Genomic DNA, 20,245 nt, shown 5'->3' with positions numbered 1-20,245 from the left:
CGAGCGCAACTGACCCTCGCGCACTTAGCCCGGAGCGTGGAACCGCGAGCCGAATGACCGGTCCTCGCCGTCGTGATCGCTCGACCGCCACGCCCAGCGACGAGCGTGGGATACTCCGTTCACTCGTTGCGCTCGTCCACCTCGTGATCGTCGTCGTTCTGTTCGTGTCGCTCGTCGTCGGGGTCGTCGTTCTCGCGCCGACGCTGGTCGGCGAATTCGAGCCGGAGCCGTCGCCCGTCGTCTTCGACGAGCCGCCACCGGCTGGAGAGCGCGAGCCCGACCTGGTCGATCCGAACGACCCGCACGAGTCGACGTACGCGTCGTCGAGCGGCACGTTCTCGTCCGAGGTCGTCGAGGACTTCGTTCACGCCGAGGTCAACGATCGGCGGGAAGCACACGGGCTCGATCCCATCGAGTGGGACGGCACGATCGCCTCCGTGTCACGGGCACACAGCGTCGACATGAACGAGCGGGAGTACTTCGATCACACGAATCCCGACGGAGAGAGTCCGATGGATCGCTTCGACGAGGTCGGCGATTACTGTCAGGTGTACGGCGAGAATCTCGCGATGACCTGGGCCGACCGAAACGTCCAGGGGAACGACGACGAGATCAACCGCTACGAGACGCCCGAGGAGCTCGCCGAGGGGCTGGTCGACCAGTGGATGAACTCGCCACCACACCGGGAGGCGATGCTCGATGACTCCTGGGATCGTGGCGGCGTCGGCGTCTACCTGTCCGACGACGGCCAGGTGTTCGCGACGCACAACTTCTGTGAACTGCCGTAGTCGAGGAGCCGGTCTCGGTCGCTGAACTCGAGCGACGACCACGCGTCGTGGGCGTCCACGCCTCAGAATCTGCAGGGAAGTCACACGCTCTTTGGTGTGGGGGTCCGTATAGCCACGGTATGGACGCGAGGGAGACACTCGTCTCGATCTACCAGGTTGCGAGCGATCGCGAGCTCACCTTCCTCGCCGCGGGGTTTGCGTACTACGCGTTCGTTTCGCTCATCCCGCTGGTGGTGCTCGCGCTCGTGGTGGGCTCGATCGTCGGCGGTGAGGAACTCGCCCAGGACCTGATCGAAGTCGCCGGCGACCTGCTCCCGGATGCCGGTGAGGACCTCGTGACGATCGCGCTGACGACCGAGGCCGGTCGCGCCGAGGCGTCAGTTATCGCCCTCGCTGTCGCGACCTGGGGTGGATTGAAGGTGTTTCGCGGCCTCAGCAAGGCGTTCGACGAGGTCTACGGCGAAGCCGGCGAGGATTCGCTGCTCGAGGAGATCCGCGACGGGATCGTGATCGTGTTCGCAATCGCCGTGGCGCTCGGTTTGATGATCGTCGTCGGAGTGATCCTCGGGATACTGGCGGGCGAGATCCCGTTCGTCGGCGTTCTCAGCTGGGTCGCGTTGATCCTCGGGTTGTTCGTGGCCTTCCTCCCGGTCTACTACGTCCTCCCGCCGATCTCCGTAAGACTGACCGAGATTCTCCCGGGAGCCGCGTTCGCCGCCGTCGGCTGGACGATTCTGCAGATCGGGTTCCAGCTCTACGCCGCGAACGCCGGGCAGTACGAGGCGTACGGGGTGATCGGTACCGTCTTCCTGTTTGTCATCTGGCTCTACTTCGCGGGAGTTCTGGTCCTCACGGGAGCGGTGATCAACGTCGTGCTGTCCAGGCCGGAGATCGTCGAGTGATCAGAAGAGGAGAAACTGGAGCGTCCAGAGCGCTACCATCCCGGCGACGATCGTCGCGAGGATGTCCTCGGTCCACCAGGCCACCACGCCGGCGACGACACCGGCGAGCAGCCGCTCGTCGACGAGCGTCTCCTGGACGGTCGGCCCGATACTGATGAGCTGTGGGGCGACGAGCGCCGCGAGCACCGCCGCCGGAACGAACTTGAGGAACAGTTTGACCCGCGGTGGGACCTCGTTGATCCGTCCGAACAGGTGGATGAACGAGAGCCGGATGAGGTAGGTCGCGACGCCGACGGCGACGATCACGGCCCAGATCTCGAGGGCGCTGTAGCCGCTCATCGGCTCAACACCTCCTCGGTCGCGACGCCGGCGACGATTCCAACCACGGCACCGACCATGAGGTCGAGCCCGGCAGGGATTCCGGCGGTGAAGACGCCGATGGCGACGCCCGCGCTAACGAGTGCAGCGGCGACCTGTGGTCGGGTCTTCATCGCCGGGACCAGGATGGCGAGGAAGACCAGCGGGATGACGAAATCGAGCTGCCACGCCGGCGGGACGCCGGCGCTGAAGACGGCGCCGGCAACCGTGCCGACGATCCAGATGAGCCAGATGCTCAGGCCGAGCCCGAGGTAGTACAGCCGTTTGTCTCGGTCGCGATCCTCGTTGACGTACTCGCCGATAGACACCGCGTAGACGTGATCGGTGAGAAAGTACGCGAGGTACGCCCGCGTTCGTTTGTGATACGTCGCGAGGTGGGGTGCGATCGACGCCGAGTACATCAACATCCGGAGGTTGATCACGACCGCCGTGCCGATGACGACGGCGAGCGGGGCGGCGTCGCCGAGTAGCTCGACGGCGGCCAGCTGGGCGGTGCCGGCGAAGACCGCGGCTGACATCGCCACGGTCTGACCCATCGTCAGCCCCGCGCCGTCGGCGGCGATCCCGAAAACGAGGGCGAAGGGCAAGATGCCGAGCAGAATCGCGAGCGAATCGCGGACACCCGCCTTGAGGTCCTCGTGCATACGTCACGTTCACTCACGAGCGATTCAAAACCCTGTCGAACTGAGAAGAGTAAGGGCGGCATCAGATTGGCCGAGTGCAACGCTCTTTGTCGTGGGTGACGGAACCAGTTATCAATGTCGTTATTTTTATCCGTGATATGCCCTCCCGCCGGAGCGGACGAGAGACAATCGCTGCCCAATCAGTGTGTGCGGGCGACAGTTTTTGTACGATTCGATCGAATAGTCGGCAATGAAGATCATCAAGGACAGCGTCCACGACCACATCGAGATCGACGGCGTCGCTCGAGCGCTCCTCGACACGCCGGCGATGCAGCGGCTGCGGGAGGTTAGACAGCTCGGGACGGTCTCGCTCGTCTACCCGTCGGCGAACCACACCCGGTTCGAGCACAGTCTGGGGGTGTACCATCTCGCCTGCGAGGCGCTCGAGAACTTCGGCGTCGAGGGGCTCGAGGCCGAACGGGTGCGCGCGGCGGCGCTGTTACACGACGTTGGCCACGGCCCGTTCAGCCACAACTTAGAGACGCTCACGTATCGACGGACGGGTCGGTACCACGACGACGTCCACGAGCTGCTGGCGTCGGGACAGGTCGGCGACGTTTTACGGACTCACGATCTTGACCCGGACGACGTGGCAGACCTGGTGGCGGGCGGAGGCCGCTTCGGCCAGGTCGTCTCGGGCGAACTCGACGTCGACCGGATGGACTACCTCGTGCGGGACGCCCACCACACCGGCGTGCCGTACGGGACGATCGACCACGGCCGGCTCGTGCGCGAACTCACCTTCGTCGACGGCGAGCTTGTGTTGGGCGAGGGGAACGTCCAGACCGCCGAGAGCCTCCTCGTCGCGCGGGCGCTGATGAACCCGACCGTCTACAACCACAGCGTCGCCCGGATCAGCAAGGCGATGCTGCGGCAGGCGACCCGAGCGCTGCTCGAGGCCGGGGCCGTCGACGCGGCGACGCTCCAGCGGATGGACGACCACGACCTGATCGTCGCGCTCCGGAGCCACGAGGTGACGAGCGAGCTCTCGCGGCGGCTCGACGAGCGCGACCTCTACAAGCGGGCGGTCTGGGCGGAGATCGACGACGTTCCCGGCGGGATCGTCGAGGCCGACCACGAGTCGATCCGGGCGTTCGAGCGGGAAATCTCCGACGAGGCGGCCGTCGAGGAGGAGAGCGTGATCCTCGACGTCCCCGGGCGGCCGTCGATGAAGGAGTCGACGACCCGGGTGATGGTCAACGGCGAGGTCCGTCGGCTGGGCTACCAGTCGCCGCTGGTCGACGCCCTGCGGGCGGCCCAGTACTCCCAGTGGCGACTCGGCGTCTACTCGCCGGCGGACGTCCGCGAACGGGTCGGTCGCGCCGCCGTGGACGTCCTCGGGCTCGACATCGACGGCCCGCTCGTGAGCGAGAGCCGAACCGGGCTCTACGCGACGCTCGATCAGTTCCTCGAGTGATCGGGTACGGCCCAGTGAGCGGCCGACGAACCGTTCAAGACGTTCCCGCCGAAACCGTAGGTATGGAACGCGACGGGGCGGTGTACGAGGGAACGATCCTCCGGGGACGGGAGCTCGAGCCCGTCGAGGGACGACTGGTGGTCGGCGACGACGGACGGATCGAGCGTATCGAGGAGGCGTCCGTCGACTCGTCGTCGATCGTGCTGCCGGCGTTCGTCAACGCCCACACGCACATCGGTGATTCGATCGCGAAGGAGGCGGGCGGGGGACTCTCGCTCGAAGAGCTGGTTGCGCCGCCGGACGGGCTCAAGCATCGATTGCTCCGGGAGGCGTCCCGGGAAGCGCTCGTCGGTTCGATGCGTCGGTCGCTGCGGTACATGCTCCAGGGTGGGACGGCGGCCTGTTTCGACTTCCGTGAGGGCGGCGCCGACGGCGTTCGGATGCTGAGGGAGGCGGCAGAGGGGCTTGAGATCGACGCGTTCGCCTTCGGTCGGGAGTCGCTCGAGGCGATGGAAGCGGGCGACGGCTTCGGGGCGAGCGGGGCGAACGACGCCGTCTTCGACCGCGAGCGAACGGCCACCCGCGAGGCGGGAAAACCCTTCGCCATCCACGCCGGCGAGGCGGACGCGAGTGACCTCAATCCGGCGCTCGACCTCGACCCGGAGTTTCTGATCCACGTCGTCCACCCCGAGGCGATTCATCTGGATCGAATCGAGGATCGGGCGGTGCCGGTCGTCGTCTGTCCACGTTCGAACCTCGTCACGGGCGTCGGGCTGCCGCCGATCGAGGAACTCACGGCGCGGACGACGGTCGCTCTCGGCACCGACAACGTCATGCTCAACTCGCCGTCGATGTTTCGCGAGATGGCGTTCCTCTCGAAGCTGTCGGACCTGTCGGCCCGCCAGATCCTCCGGATGGCGACCGTCAACGGTGCGGAGTTGCTCGACCTCGAATACGGCGTCCTCGAGCCCGGTGCGTACGCCAGGATCCTGATCCTTGACGGCGGTTCGGACAACCTGGCCGGGGCGATCGACCCCATCCGGGCAGTCGTGCGGCGTGCGGGCGTGGCCGACGTCGAAGCGGTCGTCTTCGAAGAGCCGGTCGATTGAACGGCTCGGTTCGCGAGCGGCCAATCGCCGGGACCCAGTTCCAGTACCGCGCCCACCGGCTCGTCGACTGGTCGTCACACGACAATGCTTAATACCGTTCGCTGACGTATGGTAGCATATCACGATGTACGATCGGATCCTCGTCCCGACCGACGGATCGGCGGAGGTCGAACGCGCCGTCGAGTACGCGGTCGAGTTCGCGCGCGAACACGACGCGACGATCCGGACAGTGTACGTCGTCAACGCGGCGAGCTACGGTGGCCTCCCGATGGAGACCGCCTGGGATGGGATCAGCGACGCCCTGCGTGAGGAAGGGACGGAAGCCGTCGAGCGGGTCGAGGCGCTGGCCGATGGCGTCCCCGTCGAGACGGCGGTACTCGAGGGCTCTCCGAGTCGCGTCATCGCGGAGGAAGCCAGGGCCGACGGCTGTGACCTCGTGATCATGGGAACCCACGGCCGTGGCGGTATCGACCGCCTCCTGCTCGGCAGCGTCGCCGAACGGGTCGTCCGGTGTTCGACCGTCCCCGTCCTGACGGTGAACGTCGAAGAAGAACGCGTCGAGGGGGAGTCGATCGACGCGCGTGCGACCGTCGAGTGACCGGCGAACGGGCGACCGTCGAGTGACCGGCGAACGGGCGACCGTCGAGTGACCGGCGAACGGGCGACCGTCGAGTGACCGGCGAACGAACGCCCAGCGACGGCCGATCGCGATAGCGAGCGTTGGCGTTCTCGAGTGAGAGTCGCTACTCGAGCGGGAGGGCGTCGGTCTCGATCTCCTCGCGACGGCCGTCGAGGACCGAGAACCGGTCCCCGCGTCGTCGTTCGAGCCAGTACAGCAGCCGTTCGGCCCACTCGAGTTTTTGCGCCTTCACTGATCCGACGGCGGGATCGTCGACGTCCCAGCCGACGAACTCGAGGTCGGCGGCCCCCAGGGCGTCGGCGAGAAAGGCGGCCCGGTCACCGTCGGTGAACCCGCCGACGTTCCGCACTGGCCCGCTCGGGGCGGCCTGGGTCGTCGGCAGGACGAACTCGTCGACGCAGTCGGGAACCACCGACCGGACGGCCGGTATGTTGTCGCCGTGGGCGTGCACTGCGACCGGGATTCCCTCCGCGGTCAGCCGCCGGACCGTCTCCGGGTTCTTGTCCAAATCCGTCACCATACAGTCGACGGTCACGCCGTTGGCCTCGAGGACGTCCGCCGCCGTCGAAGCGGCGATCACGACGTCGACCTCGCGGGCTCGCTCGAGGTCGGCGACCGAGTCGAGGGAGGGCCCTGCCCCGGCGATCGCAACGGTCGCGCCATCGACGGCCGAGAGGTGTGTCGTGTCGAACGGCCCCGTCAGCGAGGCGAGCACGTCACGCGCCCGTTCGTCGGCCTCCCGGTCGTAGCCGAACGTTTCGAGGATCGCCTCGTAGACGGGTTCCCACTCGTCGAACTCCATGCTGCTCGTTGTGTAGCGACGTACATGACCGTCACGTCTCTTCGTTACGAACAGCGTAGAGACTGCTGGTCGACACTCGTCGAATCGATCGCGCAATAATTCCGTGTGTGGGCCGGGACGGCCTCCAAAGTACCCCTACCCGGGAGGCGACCCGGCTTCCACCCCCCTATTTCGAAGCCTCCGGCATAAACTTTCTCTTAGCGTACGGTTTCTTCGAGTTCGGCGCCGAGTTCGGCCACCGTACCCGATTCGCGCCGTAGCCGTTCGCTGACGCGAGCGATCGCCGCCGTCGAACCGACCAGGAGCCACTGGTCTCCGCCGCCCTCGATCCAGACCGCACCGCTCTCGCCGGCGACTCGAGCGAGCAGGCTCACATCGCCGGGATCGAGCCCCTCGATCTCGAGGGCGTGGTGGACCCAGTCGTCTGCCAGCAGGGGATCGACGTCGCGTTCGGCGAGGTAGGCGCGCAGCTCCCTGGTCGACCCCAGGTCGAGCCGGGAGAGCGAGAACGCCTCACGGGTGACCGTCGATCGCTCGGTGAACGCCGCGCCGATCAGGGCCGCATCGCGCGTCTCGGCGACGTCGTGGGTCCGGATCACGTGGGCGCCGCGTTCGACCGCCATCGAGGTGGCCGCCAGGCTCACGGGAAGCCGTTCGTCGGTCTCCCGGCCGGCGAGTTCGCCGAGGAAGTTCTTCCGGTTGATCGAGACGAGCATCGGCTTGCCGAGCGCGCGGAACTCGCCCAGTCGGCGGAACGTCTCGCGGTCGTCTTCGAGCGTCTGGGCCTCGCTCCAGCCGCCGAAGGCAGGGTCGACGATCGTCTTCTCCGTGAAGCCGTTCTGTTTGAGGGCTTCGTAGACCATGTCGACGTAGTCGGCCTCGGCGGCCCACGCGGGCGACTTCCGGGCTGCCCAGTCGGTCTCCTCGACCGCCCCCGGCCGCTCGAGGTCCGGCGGACTCGCCATCTTGGCGACGGCGGCGTCGTGGTCGGCACAGACGGTCGGCATCTCGGGGTCGGCGAAGCCACAGATGTCGTTGACCATGTCGAACCCCGACGCGAGCGCCTCGTCGGCGACCGACGCGTACCGCGTCTCGATCGAGAAGACGGCGTCGCCGGTGACCCGATCGATCGTCTCGAGGGCGACGTGTAACCGCTCGAGTTCTTCCTCGGCGGTGAGCACCTCGAAGCGTTTGTTCGCCGACTCGAGGCCGACGTCGACGATGTCTGCGCCCTGACCGATCAGCGCCTCGTCGACGTACCGTGCGGCGGCCGCGGGGTCGTCGTAGACGCTCGGATCGTACGGCGACTCCTCGCTGACGTTCAAGACGCCCATGATCCGAGGCGGGTACTCGTCGCCGATCCCGAGCCCGGCCGCATCGACGCTGTCCATACGCCGTCTCAGGAAGCGGGGTAAAAAGGCAGCGTGGTTGCGGCGAACGAGGACTCCTTCTCGGATCGGTCACGGTCACGGGAGCCGGTACGTCACCGGCTCGTCCTCGACCCGGTTCACCGCGTTCTCGGTCTCGAGGGCCTCGAGGTGGGCCGCGGCCTCGCCGGCGCCGAACTTCACGTGGATGCCCGAGAGGTCGCCGAACAGCTCGCAGGCGACCGCCCACGGCGTCGCCGGCTCGAGTCCTTCGAGCGCCGCGACCACGCGTTCGGTGCGGGCGTGGTGGTGGGACCGAATCTCCTCGATCCGGTCGGCCGCGAGCGTCGTGCCGTGGCCGGGGAGTAGCGGTTCGGGGCGACGCTCGAGTCGCGAGAGCGTCTCGACGTAGTCGCCGAGTGGGTCTGTCGTCCGGGTTCGGGTGTCGCTCCCGCCGACGTTCGGGGTGTACGTCGGGAGGACGGCGTCGCCGACGAAGACCGCGCCCGTATCCGCGTCCGCGTCCCCGTTCGCCCCGCTCGCGAACGCCACGTGGCCGAGCGTGTGCCCCGGCGTGGCCAGCACCTCGAGGCCGGCGATCCGGTCGCCGTCCGCGAGCCGCTCGACGGGGAACGAGTCGGGAAGCGGCGATGGTCGGTCGCCCTCGAGGACGGCCGCGACCGCGTCGTCGGGGGCGCCCCAGGTTCGCATCGTCTCGGCGTCTCGCTCGAGCCGTCGGTCGCGCTCGGCGGCGTAGTCGGCGATGATCGGCGCGTCGGTGTCGCCCATCGCGAGCGTCGCGTCGGCCGCCTCGGCCAGCCGCGGAGCGAGCCCGGCGTGATCGGCGTGCCAGTGGGTGACGAGCACGTACTCGACGGCCTCGAGTGTGAGGGCCGCCCGCTCGAGACCTGCCTGGAGGTCCGCCCACGCCGACTCGGTGGGCGGTCCCGGATCGATCACCACGCCTCGCTCGGGGAGGAGGTAGGCGCTGTTGGTCCCCTCCGGCGTTCCCTGGCCGACCGCGACTCGCTCGACGGCCGGCACGTCGTCGACAGTCGTCGTCATCGGTTCGAGCGTCGGCCTCGAGCGTCGTCACTTCCACGGTTTCGTCCTCGAGTGGGCGGGGCGCTCGAGAGCGATTCGCACTCGAGTGTTCGAGGAAGTCCGTGCACTCGAGTGTTCGAGGAAGTCCGTGCACTCGAGTGTTCGAGGAAGTCCGTGCACTCGGGTGATCAGGTCGTCCGTGCACTCGGGTGATCGGGTCGTCCGTGCACTCGGGTGATCGGCGACACCAGTAGAATCGGAACCTCGACGACGTCCGTGAAGCCGCAACAACTCGTGCCGAAACACGGTGAAATTCCGGTTCCTCGCGCGGGCTTCGCCGCCCTTCGGGATGGCTCAGCCCGCGCTCGGGGTGTCGTCCCCACGCCTCCCCCGTCGGCGCGAGCCGTTCTCGCCGTCCCGTCGCTGCCGCTCCGGGTCGGCTCGAGGGTGCGCCGTCGCTACCCGTGGTCGGTTCAGTTTCTGGAAGGGCGAGAGAGGGCGGTCTCGGATCGTGTGCCGGGTGTAGAACCCGCGTCGTGATCAGGCGTCGGGCGCCAGCGCCTCGATCGTCGCCTCGATCTCTTCGGTCGTCGCCCCCCGCGGGAAGCCGACGGCGATCGCGTCGACGCCGTCGATCGCCTCGAACTTTCGTAGTTCCTCGCGGGCGCGATCGGGCGTGCCGGCCGCCCCGAGGTCGTCGAGCAACTCGTCTGTGATCAGGTCGCAGGCCTCCTCGTGGTCGCCGCTGGCCCACGCGGCGGCGATGGCGTGGGCCTCCTCTTCGTAGCCCTGTCTCGCGAGCGATTCCCGATAGTAGGTCCCCATCGCGCCCACGTAGAACGCGAGGTGCTGGCGACAGAGCTGCCGGGCGCGCTCGCCGTCTGTGAGCGCACAGGCGGTGATCGAGAGCGTCGTTCGAACCTCGTCGGGGTCGCGGCCGCCGAGTTCGGCACCGCGGCGGAGGTCCTCGAGACGCTGCTCGATCCCGTCGGGGGTGAGGGTGATAGCGTGCCAGCCGTCGGCGAAGCGGCCGGCGAGTTCGACCGACTTCGGGCCCATTCCGGCGGCGTCGATCGCTACCGGCACCTCGGGCGGGTCACAGCGCAGCCGGAAGCCGGCCAGCGAGAAGACGTCGCCGTCGTAGTTGAGCGTCTCTCCAGCCATCACCGTGCGCATGATCTCGATACACTCGCGGGTGCGCCGCAGCGGGCGGTCGAACTCGACGCCGTGCCAGCCCTCGATGACGGCGGGGCCGCTGGGGCCGATGCCAACTCGCAGCCGGCCGTCTGCGACCTCCTGGAGGGTCGTCGCGGTCTGGGCCAGCAGGGCGGGCGAGCGAGAGTAGATGTTGAAGATGCTCGGGCCGATCCCGATTTCGTCGGTCTCGTGAGCGATGCTCGTGAGGACGGTCGTCGCGTCCCGGCCCCACGTCTCCGGTAGCCAGGCGCGTTCGTAGCCGTGGTGCTCGCCGAGGACGGCGAGGTTCACGAGCGAGTCGACGCTCGGCTGTGCGGCAACGGGCAGGTGGAGTGTGCGGTCTGTCATGTCTGATAGACGGTTGGGTCTTCGAGGATCGCGGGTTTGCCGGCGGGCTCGAGCGTTTGCCCGACGAGGTACGACGAGGCGGGACTGGCGAGGAACGGTTCGGTCGTCATTCGTGTCGCCTCCTGGTCATGCGAGTTGTTCCCACTCTCGAACACACAATGAACGCTCTTAAAATTGTATGGTGGCCGACCGGAACCCTCGCGGCGTGGAATTCTCCCCCACTGGACGTGGATCACCACCAGCTGGTGACGTCCGGTACGCTAACGTGACGCGGGTGTTAACTGGATTGCATGGCCGACGAGATCCTGGTTCCGACCGACGGTAGCGACGGGGCGACCGCCGCCCTCGAGCACGCACTCGACGTCGCCGAGGCCGACGGCGCACGGCTACACGTGCTGTTCGTCGTCGACACGACGCGAGACGGGCTGCGATCGGACGACGACGAGGTGCTCGAGGTGTTCGAAGCGCGAGGCGCCGAGATCGTTGCGGCGGCGGCCGAGCGTGCGAGCGAGCGCGGCGTCTCCGTCGTCGACGTCGTCGAGCAGGGCGATCCCCACGAGACGATCCTCGCCTACGCCGAGACGGCGGCCGTCGACCTGATCACGATGGGGACGCATGGTCGCCGCGGACTCAAACGGCTCTTTCTCGGCAGCGTGACCGAACGCGTGGTTCGCACGGCGACCGTGCCGGTCTTGACCGTCCGGGAACCGACCGTCGATGCGATCACGTTTCCCTACGAGGACGTCCTCGTCGCGACCGACGGCAGCGAGTGTGCAACGGCGGCCCTCGAGCGTGGTGCCGAACTGGCGGCCGAGCGCGGGGCGACCCTCCACCTCCTCTCGATCGTCGACGTCACGACGACCGGCGCCGAGGTCGCCACCGGACAACTGCTCGAGGCGCTCGAGGCGGACGCCCGTGCGACGGTGGACGCGGCAGCGGACCGTGCCCGGGAGGTCGGTGTCTCGTCGGTCGTCACGTCCGTGGAGGTCGGAAGCGTCTCGCGTGGGATCACGAACTACGCCGACGAGGAGGGGATCGACCTCGCCGTCGTGGGGACACACGGTCGACGCGGTGTGAGCCGGTACGTCATGGGTAGCGTCGCGGAACTGGTCGTGCGGACCGCGCCGTGTCCAGTGGTGACCGTTCGAACGGCGGAGCCTGACGAGGCATAACGCAGTCGAATCGTCGCCGACGGTTCATACTGTCTGCCCTCTGTCGTGAATGATTGTCGCCGTCCGGGCGACGAAACGAGTCACACAGTTGCAGCCGAGAGGCTCAGAACAACGCGTCGAGTTCGCCACCGGTATCCAGCAGCGCGGCCGCCTCATCCTCGCGTTTGGCGTCGATGTACTCGCCCGTCTCCTTGGCCTCGATCGCGACCTGCTGGAGCCGCTCGATCCGGCGGACGTCGGTGACTCCCGAGAGGAGGACGACAGCGCCGACTTCGTCCTCGTTGGGGAGCGGATAGTCGCCCCCACGGACCTCCATGCTCCCGGTCTCCTCCTCGAGCCACTTTCGGCTGCGTTCGATGCCCTTCCGGTTGAGCTCTTCCGGCGGGCCGGTCGCGACGACGAGCGCGCGATCGGTGCTCGAGACCGCACACGGGAGTGTGAGCCGGCCGAGCGTTGCCTTTCGAACGAGCGTCGTCATTCGGTTCGTCCGGTCGGTTCCGAACCGCTCGTCTTCAGAGCGACCGAAACGGGAGAGGAGGCCGCCCCCGTCTTCGACCTGTTCGGTCGCGTACCCGATCGTCGAGACGCCGCCGCCTGAAAGCGTGTTGATGATCTCCGAAGAGTCGACGACGCTCTCGCCGACCTGGGTGCTCGAACCGATCTCGCCCGCTGCGAACAGCTTCCCGAACCGCTGGACGATCTCGTCGTTGATCCGGCCGTAGCCGTCGGCGACCGATTCGCCGTTTCGCCGCCAGTCGTCGTTGTCGAACACGAGCAGATTATCCACCTCGTGGACGAACGTCTGGAACGACCGGGCGGCGTTGAGCGTGTAGATCCCGCCCTCGTCCGTCGCCGGCAGGATGCCGAGGCCGTAGACCGGCTCCGAGTAAATCATCTGCAGGTGTTTCGCGAGAACGGGTGCGCCACCCGATCCCGTTCCACCGCCCATCCCGGCGACGATGAGAAAGGCGTCGATCTCGTGGACGGCAATCTCGTCGATCGCCGCCTGAATCTCGTCGATGTCAGCTTCGGCGACCGCCGCGCCGAGCTCGTTGTCTGCACCGACGCCGTGTCCTTTTACGCGCGACTGACCGATCAGTACCTGGCGTTTCCGAGGAACGTTTTCGAGGCCTTCGAGGTCCGTTATCGCTGAGTTAACCGCGATCGCGTCCTCGACGAATCCGCTGCCGACCGCCGCATCGTACGCGACGAACTCGTCGACCACCTTTCCACCTGCCTGCCCGAAGCCGATGAGTGCGAGTTTCATGGTTTCGTACGTGTACCATTCCCTTACCGTGAGACGACGGCCCCGTAAGACCTGATAACGGAGACCTGTCGTCCGATTCTGGGAACGGATGCCACGTCACTCACACCCTCGAAGAGGGGTATTGTTATGAACTCATGAACCAGTCGGAGCGTTCGACGAATCGGTGCGTACCGATCGCTCGAGACTGGTATGGAGTGATTAAACCCGGTTCGCCGTCTGGTCTTCGGAGCGACGATAGTCGACTTCGGAACGACGATGGTCGACTCCGGAACGATGCTGGGACACGTCGTGTGCGTTCGACCGACGGACGAGAGAGCTGTCGCACAGAGAGTAAGTCCTATACCGAACCATGGCTAATGTGCTCATCATGTCCCGGTCCCCGACTCGCCGCCGCCTCCTCGCGGGCCTCGGTACGGCCACCGCTGGCGCGCTCGCGGGGTGTGCGCAACGGCTCTGGCCGGGCACTCAAGACGGGCCGAGACAGGTGGCTCTTTCGATCAAGACCACGCCGGCCCAGGACGATCCAATCGCCGCGATGATCGTGAGCCAGCTGGAGGAGAGCCTCCGGGCGGCAGGCGTAGACGCCGTCAGGGAGCCGATGGAACAATCAGAGCTTTACCGCGACGTTCTCGTCGAACGCGAGTACGAAATCTTCGTCTCTCGCTACCCCGATCTGGACGACGTCGACGGCCTCCGGTCGATGCTCCACTCGCAGTTCGTGGGCGAACAGGGATGGCAAAACCCGTTCGGTTTCTCCGACCCGACGGTCGACGAGTACCTCGAAGCGCAGCTGTCGGAAACGGGTGAGCGTCGACGGCAGACGCTCGCAGAGCTGTTCGAATATCTCCTCGACACGGCGCCGTACACCGCGATCGCGTTTCCAGACCGACTCGCGGCGGCGGCGAGCGACTTCGGTCTCGAACGGCCACCACGCCGGCCGACCGACTTTCTCGAACTACTCAACGCACGTCCGAACGACGAACCACTTCGCATCGGCACGTTCAGACTCTCGTCGACTGATCGACTCAATCCGATCACCGTAGACGCCACGAACGCCGCCCTCATCCTCGATTTGCTGTACGACCCGCTCGTTCGCCACACCGACGAGGGACTTATGCCGTGGCTCGCCGAGACCATCTCGTGGCGCGATCCAGCAGTGAGCGGTGGCCGTCTCGTGGCGACCGTAGAGCTACACGACGAACTGCGCTGGCACGACGGAACGTCCCTCGACGCGACGGACGTCGGATTCACGTTCGAATTTCTCGGCGATACGGCACTCGGCGAGGCCGAGGGAAACGTCCCGTCCCTTCGGTATCGAGGCCGTGAATCGCTCGTCGACGACGTCACCGTACTCGACGCACGAACGGTCGAAGTCGAGTTCTACGGCCCTACGAGGACCGTCGCCGAACGGGCGCTGACGGTACCGATCCTGCCCGAACACGTCTGGGAACCGCGATCGGAACTCGTCGGCGACCTCTGGACGGAAGCACTCACCGTAGACAACGAGGCTCCCATCGGCTCGGGTCCGTTCTCGTTCGTCGACGCGAGCAGCGACCTGATCGAACTCGAGCCGTTCGACGAGCACGTCCTTCGAACGGGAGGCGTTCCGGGCTATGACAGTCCCGATCCCGTCACAAACAGCCTCGAGTTCCACCTCTCACCCGGACCAGGGGCGGTGATCGAAGGACTGCTCGAGGGGACGGTCGATCTCACCGCAGACTGGCTTACGCCGGAAGACGTAGAGCCGGTCGAAACCGAGCCGAACGTATCGGTCCTGCACGACCAGACGCGGTCGTTTTACATCGTTGGGTACAACGTTCACCAGCCCCAGCTCGGCAACCCGAACTTTCGGCGAGTCGTCTCACAGCTCGTCGACCGCGAGCACGTCGTCGACGAGATTTTCAGCGGCCACGCACAGCCGGCGACGACGCCGAGCTCGCTGGTCGGCGTCAAAGAGGACGAAGCGGACGAGTTGGTCGACTCGATCGTTCCATCGTTCCCCGGCTCGGATGGAGTGGTCGACGAGGAGCAGGTTCGGTCGCGGTTCGAAGACGCCGGCTATCGGTACGAAAACGGCGACCTCATGGCGTGAGAAGACTCCGAAACCGGGACGGGGCGAATCGATCCGAAGTGATCGATCTCACTGCACTTGCTCGCGGTGACGGTCGTCGCCTCGAACCCGAGGAGCAGCCACCCCGCCTTCGGTCGAGGTCGCCGCCGACAGTTCAGTTAAATCGATGGAGACCGTAGCGAACTGCTATGGCACTCGTGGCCGTCCTCATCGAGCTCGTCCTCGTCGTCGTGACGATGCTCGTCACCGCGACGCTCGTCTTCGTCGGCCCGAGGCGATTCGTGACGGCCGTCCGTGACTTTCGATGGCGACTCGAAGCGTGTGCGCTCCCGCTCGCCGTCCTGGCCGGCGTCCTGTTCCTCCGGTGGGCGACTGGTGACCTCCTGCCACAGCTCTCCTGGCGGCTGCTCGGAAGCAACATTACGCCGTACATCTTCGAACTCGAGCGAACGGTCTTCTCGCAAAACCCGGTGACAGTTCTCCAGGCGTTCCAGACCGAAGTGATCACGACCTACTTCGTCTTTAGTTACATCTACGGCTACGCGTTCTTGCTCACCTTCCCGTTTATCGCCTACTTCGTCCTCGAGGAGATGGATGACCTCTCGACGCTGCTCGTCGCCTACACGGCGAACTACGCCATCGGACTGATCTGTTACGTTCTGTTCATCGCCTACGGCCCCCGGAACTTCGACCCGTTCCTCTTCGAGGGCGTCCTCTACCAGGCCGAAGTGTTTCCCGCCTCGGGCTACCTGACGCACACGGTCAACGTACCAGAAAACGTCTTTCCCTCGCTGCACACGTCGATGGCCATGACGGTGTTCTTTCTCGCGTGGTTGACCCGCGAGAAATACCCCCTCTGGGTTCCCGTCGCCGGAATTCTCGCCGTCAGCGTCCTCATCTCGACGATGTATCTCGGGATCCACTGGCTCTCCGACGCCATCGCCGGCGTCGTCCTCGCGCTCGTCAGCGTCTACATCGGCGTGCACTACTCGGTCGAGGGTGTCCTCGAGTCGACGAAGGGCTACCTCATCGCGCGTTTCGGTCGGATCGGAAGCGAAAGCCGACGAGGGTAGGTCGGCCACTTTTCACCCAGCCGGCCGTTCTCGAGCTATGTACCTCCACTGGCACCGCCGGGATCTACGCGGCGTCGACAACCGTGGCCTCTCGAGGGCCGTTGACCGCGGCCCCGTCGTCCCCGTCTTCGTCTTCGATCCCGTCGTCCTCGCTCACGCCTCGCCCGTCCGCGTCGCGTCGCTGCTCGAGGCGCTCGCCGACCTTCGGGCGTGGTACCGCGAGCGGGGAAGCAACCTCGTGATCGCCCATGGGGAGCCGAGCGAGCTGCTCCCGGCACTCGCCGCGTCCCACGACGCGGCGGGCGTCACCTGGAACGAAGACTACAGTGGTCTCGCCCGCGAGCGCGACCTCGCCGTCACCGCCGCCCTCGAGGACGCCGGTCTCGAGGCCAGGACCGTCCACGACCGGCTCCTCCACGAACCGGGCTCGATCACTCCGAACGAAGGCGACCACTACTCCGTGTTCACCTACTTCTGGAAGAAGTGGCGCGACCGGGAGAAAGACGACCCGCTCGAGGCACCCGCGGCGGCCGACCTCGCCGGCGTCGAGGGTGAGTCGCTCCCGACGGCGGCCGACCTCGGCTTCGACGAGCCCGACGCCGGCCTCGAGTCCCACGGTCACGTCGACGACCGCGGCGTCGACCGCGACCTCCCGTCGGCCACGCGAGACGCCGCACAGAGCCGACTCGAGACGTTTTGTGCGGACGGGATCTACCGCTACGCCGACGAACGCGACTATCCGGCCGCCGAGGCGACCTCGCGACTCTCGGTCCACCTCAAGTGGGGCACCCTCGGCGTCCGGGAGACCTACGCCGCGACCGAAGAGGCGGCGGCGTCGGCGGGAACGGCCGACGAACGCGAGTCCGTCCGCGAGTTCCAGCGCCAGCTCGCCTGGCGGGAGTTTTACGCCAACGTGCTCGCGTTCAACCCCGAGACGGTGACCGAGAACTTCCGCGCGTACGACCGCGGGATCGAGTGGCGAACCGACCCCGAAGAACTCGAGGCGTGGAAACGCGGTGAGACCGGCTACCCGATCGTCGATGCCGGGATGCGCCAGCTGCTCGCCGAAGGGTGGGTCCACAACCGGGTGCGGATGATCGTCGCCTCATTTCTCACGAAAGACCTCCTCTGTGACTGGCGGGCGGGCTACGACTGGTACCGCGAGACACTCGCGGACCACGACACCGCCAACGACGTCGGCGGCTGGCAGTGGGCCGCCTCCACCGGCACCGACGCCCAGCCGTACTTCCGGATCTTCAACCCCACGACCCAGGGCGAACGCTACGATCCCGACGCCGCGTACATCAAACGGTACGTCCCCGAACTCGAGGGCGTCCCGGCAGACGCCATCCACGAGTGGCCCGCCCTCGAGACAGGCAAGCGAACGATGCTCGCGCCCGACTACCCCGATCCCATCGTCGACCATGCCGAACGGCGGGAGCTGGCGCTCGAGACGTTCGAACGGGCGCGCGGCGAGGACTGAATCGGGTTGTGGTCCACCCGATCTCGAGCGAACCACGTGGCGCGCGCTGTTGGGCCACTCGAGCGACTGCGAGAGCGGCCCGACGACGTCGTGCGAGGGACGAGTGAGCGAGCGGAGCGAGCGAACGAGTCGGCTGGGGAGGGCGTGGCTCCATTCGTGTTTCGTGCGAGCAACTCCGTATGGGCAGCTTCGTGTGAGCAGCACGCTCGCCGTCACGATCCCTCGTGTTCGACTCGTCGGACCGACCGCAGACCACCCGGATCAGGTAAGGCGACCACCGACTCGAGCCAGTGGCTTCATGCTCTCCCCACCCTTCCCCTCGAGTAGCGAATGCGACTGATCGCTCACCGCGGGTTCGCCGCCATCAACCCCGAGAACACCATCGCCGCCGTCCAGTCTGCCGCCCAGTGCGCCGACGCCGTCGAGTTCGACGTCCGCCGCTGTGGCTCGGGCGAACTCGTCGTCATCCACGACGACACCGTCGACCGCGTCACCGACGGCGCCGGCCCCGTCGTCGAGCACTCCCTCGAGGAACTTCGATCGCTGTCGGTCCTCGGCACCGACGACGGCGTTCCGACGCTCGAAGAGGTGCTCGCGGCCGTCCCCCGAGAAACGGAGGTCAACCTCGAGATGAAAGACCACGGCATCGCCGAAGACGTCCTCGCGGCGCTCGAGGGGGTCGAGAACCGCGTCGTCACGACGTCGTTTCTCGCCGACGAACTCCGGGCGATCCGCGAGCTCGACCCCGACCAGCCGACGGGACTGCTGGCGAGTCGCCACCTCGAGAATCCCGTCACCACGGCGGTCGAACTCGACTGCGACGTGATCGGGGCCAACTACTGGCGCTGTCTGTTCACCCCGCTGCCCGACCGGGCGAACGCGGTCGACCTCGAGATCCACGCCTGGTCGATCGAACGCGAGCGCACGGCGTGGCTGCTCGGACTGCGCGGCGTCGACTGCGTCTCCTCCGATCGGCCCATCTCGGTGTGAGGCGGTCGGCCCTTGCCGGCTCGAGCCCGTTTTTCCCGCTCGAGTTCGTGCCTCGAGCCATGGACCTGGCGATCACGGACACCCTCGCGTTCACGATGGCCGACGACCGACTGGGGATCCTCGAAGACGCCACCGTGGCGATCGACGACGGAGAACTCGCCTACGTCGGCCCCGCGAGCGAGTTCGACGGCGAGGCCGACCGGACGATCGACGGCGCGGGACGGGTGACCATGCCCGGCCTCGTGAACGTCCACGTCCACTCGGGGCTCACGCTCGTCCGCGGTGGGGCCCAGGACGTTCCCGAGATCGAGTGGATGAACCGCGCGCTCGGGCCGCTGAGCGAGTCGATGACGCCCGCGGATCACGTCGCCGGTGCGAGACTCGGCGTCCTCGAGGCGCTGCGCTCGGGCGTGACGACCGTCGGGGAGTACGCCGCGGACGTCGCCCGGCTCGTCGAGGCGGTCTACGACCCGATGGGGCTCCGGGTGGTGGCGACCGAGACGATCAACGCCGTCGGCGAGTCGAAAGCCGACCTGGGGCCGGACGACCCCTATCCGCTCGAGGCGGAGGCGGGGTGGCGCGGCCTCGAGCGCAACGAGGCGCTGTTCGAGACCTACGCGGCCCACGATCGGGTGTCGGCGCTGTACGGTCCCCAGGCACTCGACATGGTTCCCCGAGCGCTGCTCGAGGAGATCCGGGACCGGGCCGAGACCCACGACCGGGGCGTGCACATGCACGTCGCCCAGGGCGACCGCGAGCGTCGCCAGATCGAGGCCCGGTACGGGGCAGGTAAGACGACGGTGAGCGTGCTCGAGGAGCTCGACCTCGTCTCGGAGCGACTCCTCGCGGCCCACCTCCACGGCGCGACGGCGGCCGAACGCGAGCGACTGGCCACGGCGGGCGTCCGGATGGCCGCCTGTCCGAGTTCGATCGCGGCCATCGACGGGATCGTTCCACCACTGGTCGGGTTCCGCGAGCACGGCGGCGTCGTGGGTATCGGCACCGACCAGGCGCCCGGCCCGGGCGGGCACGACTTCCTCCGCGAACTCCGGACGGCGGCGCTGCTCGCGAAAGTCGACCGGACGGACCCGACGGCGTTCCCCGCCTGGGACGCCCTCCGCGTCGGGACGATCGAGGGCGCCCGCGCGCTTGGGATCGCCGACCGGGTGGGCTCGCTCGAGGAGGGCAAACGGGCCGACGTGATCGTCCTCGACCTCGAGCAGCCGTCGACGGCCCCGACCGTGGCCGAGCCGCTGCACACCGCCGTGGCGAACCTCGTCTACGGCGCGACCGCCGGCCTCGTCGAGACGGCCATCGTCGACGGCGAGGTGGTGCTCGAGGACGGGGTAGCGACGACGGTTGACGAGGGGGCGATCCTCGAGGAGGCGAACGAACGCGCGGAACAGTTGTTCGTCGAGGCCGGGCCGCGCTGGCGGGAGGCAGAGTCGGAACTCGTCGAGCGAGTCGATTCGGGGTGGCTGTAGGAGGCCGCCCGAACTCGAGTCGTCGCGGCT

At 67.2% G+C, this 20,245-nt stretch carries 18 protein-coding genes; 11 read left to right on the top strand and 7 right to left on the bottom strand.

Annotated features, from left to right (window positions below):
* Positions 1–53: 53 nt before the first annotated feature.
* Positions 54–788, top strand: coding sequence for a CAP domain-containing protein (locus tag NMQ09_RS15475; RefSeq protein WP_255191484.1), 735 nt, complete (start codon positions 54–56; stop codon positions 786–788).
* 119 nt (positions 789–907) lie between these two features.
* Complete coding sequence (locus NMQ09_RS15470; RefSeq protein ID WP_255191483.1) at positions 908–1,690, top strand: YihY/virulence factor BrkB family protein; 783 nt, start codon at positions 908–910, stop codon at positions 1,688–1,690.
* On the opposite strand, the gene NMQ09_RS15465 is transcribed toward NMQ09_RS15470, so the two are convergent.
* The gene (locus tag NMQ09_RS15465) at positions 1,691–2,029 is read right to left on the bottom strand and encodes an AzlD domain-containing protein (RefSeq protein WP_255191482.1); all 339 of its coding nucleotides are present in this window, start codon (positions 2,027–2,029) and stop codon (positions 1,691–1,693) included.
* Positions 2,026–2,712: an AzlC family ABC transporter permease gene (locus NMQ09_RS15460; RefSeq protein ID WP_255191481.1), complete on the bottom strand. Its 687-nt coding sequence runs from the start codon at positions 2,710–2,712 to the stop codon at positions 2,026–2,028. Before NMQ09_RS15460 ends, NMQ09_RS15465 begins: the two co-directional genes overlap by 4 nt.
* Before the next feature lie 229 nt (positions 2,713–2,941).
* Here NMQ09_RS15460 and NMQ09_RS15455 point away from each other — a divergent pair, with 229 nt between their 5' ends.
* The 3 genes from NMQ09_RS15455 (at position 2,942) to NMQ09_RS15445 (ending at position 5,875) form a co-directional block, all read left to right on the top strand.
* Positions 2,942–4,168 (top strand): HD domain-containing protein, encoded by a 1,227-nt coding sequence (locus NMQ09_RS15455; RefSeq protein ID WP_255191480.1) that lies wholly within the window; start codon positions 2,942–2,944, stop codon positions 4,166–4,168.
* 62 nt (positions 4,169–4,230) lie between these two features.
* Positions 4,231–5,277, top strand: a complete 1,047-nt coding sequence (locus tag NMQ09_RS15450; protein WP_255191479.1) for an amidohydrolase family protein — start codon at positions 4,231–4,233, stop codon at positions 5,275–5,277.
* A 124-nt stretch (positions 5,278–5,401) separates the two neighbouring features.
* Positions 5,402–5,875: a universal stress protein gene (locus tag NMQ09_RS15445; protein WP_255191478.1), complete on the top strand. Its 474-nt coding sequence runs from the start codon at positions 5,402–5,404 to the stop codon at positions 5,873–5,875.
* A 145-nt stretch (positions 5,876–6,020) separates the two neighbouring features.
* On the opposite strand, the gene NMQ09_RS15440 is transcribed toward NMQ09_RS15445, so the two are convergent.
* From NMQ09_RS15440 to NMQ09_RS15425, 4 genes are all read right to left on the bottom strand, one after another.
* Positions 6,021–6,719 carry a 6-hydroxymethylpterin diphosphokinase MptE-like protein gene (locus NMQ09_RS15440; RefSeq protein ID WP_255191477.1) on the bottom strand — a complete coding sequence of 233 codons (699 nt, stop codon included), beginning with the start codon at positions 6,717–6,719 and terminating at the stop codon, positions 6,021–6,023.
* 197 nt (positions 6,720–6,916) lie between these two features.
* Positions 6,917–8,110, bottom strand: coding sequence for a dihydropteroate synthase (gene folP / locus NMQ09_RS15435; protein WP_255191476.1), 1,194 nt, complete (start codon positions 8,108–8,110; stop codon positions 6,917–6,919).
* Positions 8,111–8,185: 75 nt separating this feature from the next.
* Positions 8,186–9,151 (bottom strand): MBL fold metallo-hydrolase, encoded by a 966-nt coding sequence (locus tag NMQ09_RS15430; protein ID WP_255191475.1) that lies wholly within the window; start codon positions 9,149–9,151, stop codon positions 8,186–8,188.
* 519 nt (positions 9,152–9,670) lie between these two features.
* Positions 9,671–10,675: a TIGR04024 family LLM class F420-dependent oxidoreductase gene (locus NMQ09_RS15425; RefSeq protein WP_255191474.1), complete on the bottom strand. Its 1,005-nt coding sequence runs from the start codon at positions 10,673–10,675 to the stop codon at positions 9,671–9,673.
* Positions 10,676–10,965: 290 nt separating this feature from the next.
* Between NMQ09_RS15425 and NMQ09_RS15420 the strand changes: the two genes are divergently transcribed.
* Positions 10,966–11,847 (top strand): universal stress protein, encoded by an 882-nt coding sequence (locus NMQ09_RS15420; RefSeq protein ID WP_255191473.1) that lies wholly within the window; start codon positions 10,966–10,968, stop codon positions 11,845–11,847.
* 103 nt (positions 11,848–11,950) lie between these two features.
* On the opposite strand, the gene NMQ09_RS15415 is transcribed toward NMQ09_RS15420, so the two are convergent.
* A complete protein-coding gene (locus tag NMQ09_RS15415; RefSeq protein ID WP_255191472.1) occupies positions 11,951–13,114 on the bottom strand; it encodes a tubulin/FtsZ family protein in 1,164 nt (387 codons plus the stop codon).
* 367 nt (positions 13,115–13,481) lie between these two features.
* On the opposite strand from NMQ09_RS15415, the gene NMQ09_RS15410 reads away from it, so the two are divergent.
* From NMQ09_RS15410 to NMQ09_RS15390, 5 genes are all read left to right on the top strand, one after another.
* Positions 13,482–15,206 (top strand): ABC transporter substrate-binding protein, encoded by a 1,725-nt coding sequence (locus tag NMQ09_RS15410; protein ID WP_255191471.1) that lies wholly within the window; start codon positions 13,482–13,484, stop codon positions 15,204–15,206.
* 167 nt (positions 15,207–15,373) lie between these two features.
* Positions 15,374–16,258 carry a phosphatase PAP2 family protein gene (locus NMQ09_RS15405; protein WP_255191470.1) on the top strand — a complete coding sequence of 295 codons (885 nt, stop codon included), beginning with the start codon at positions 15,374–15,376 and terminating at the stop codon, positions 16,256–16,258.
* Positions 16,259–16,295: 37 nt separating this feature from the next.
* The gene (locus NMQ09_RS15400; RefSeq protein ID WP_255191469.1) at positions 16,296–17,741 is read left to right on the top strand and encodes a cryptochrome/photolyase family protein; all 1,446 of its coding nucleotides are present in this window, start codon (positions 16,296–16,298) and stop codon (positions 17,739–17,741) included.
* A 330-nt stretch (positions 17,742–18,071) separates the two neighbouring features.
* Positions 18,072–18,731: a glycerophosphodiester phosphodiesterase gene (locus tag NMQ09_RS15395; protein ID WP_255191468.1), complete on the top strand. Its 660-nt coding sequence runs from the start codon at positions 18,072–18,074 to the stop codon at positions 18,729–18,731.
* Positions 18,732–18,790: 59 nt separating this feature from the next.
* The gene (locus tag NMQ09_RS15390; protein WP_255191467.1) at positions 18,791–20,215 is read left to right on the top strand and encodes an amidohydrolase family protein; all 1,425 of its coding nucleotides are present in this window, start codon (positions 18,791–18,793) and stop codon (positions 20,213–20,215) included.
* The last annotated feature ends 30 nt before the right edge of the window (positions 20,216–20,245 follow it).

It is taken from the genome of Natronobeatus ordinarius (genome assembly GCF_024362485.1).
GTDB lineage: Archaea > Halobacteriota > Halobacteria > Halobacteriales > Natrialbaceae > Natronobeatus > Natronobeatus ordinarius.
The sequence above is the reverse complement of the archived record's forward strand: the minus strand, read 5'-3'. Positions and strand labels throughout refer to the sequence as shown.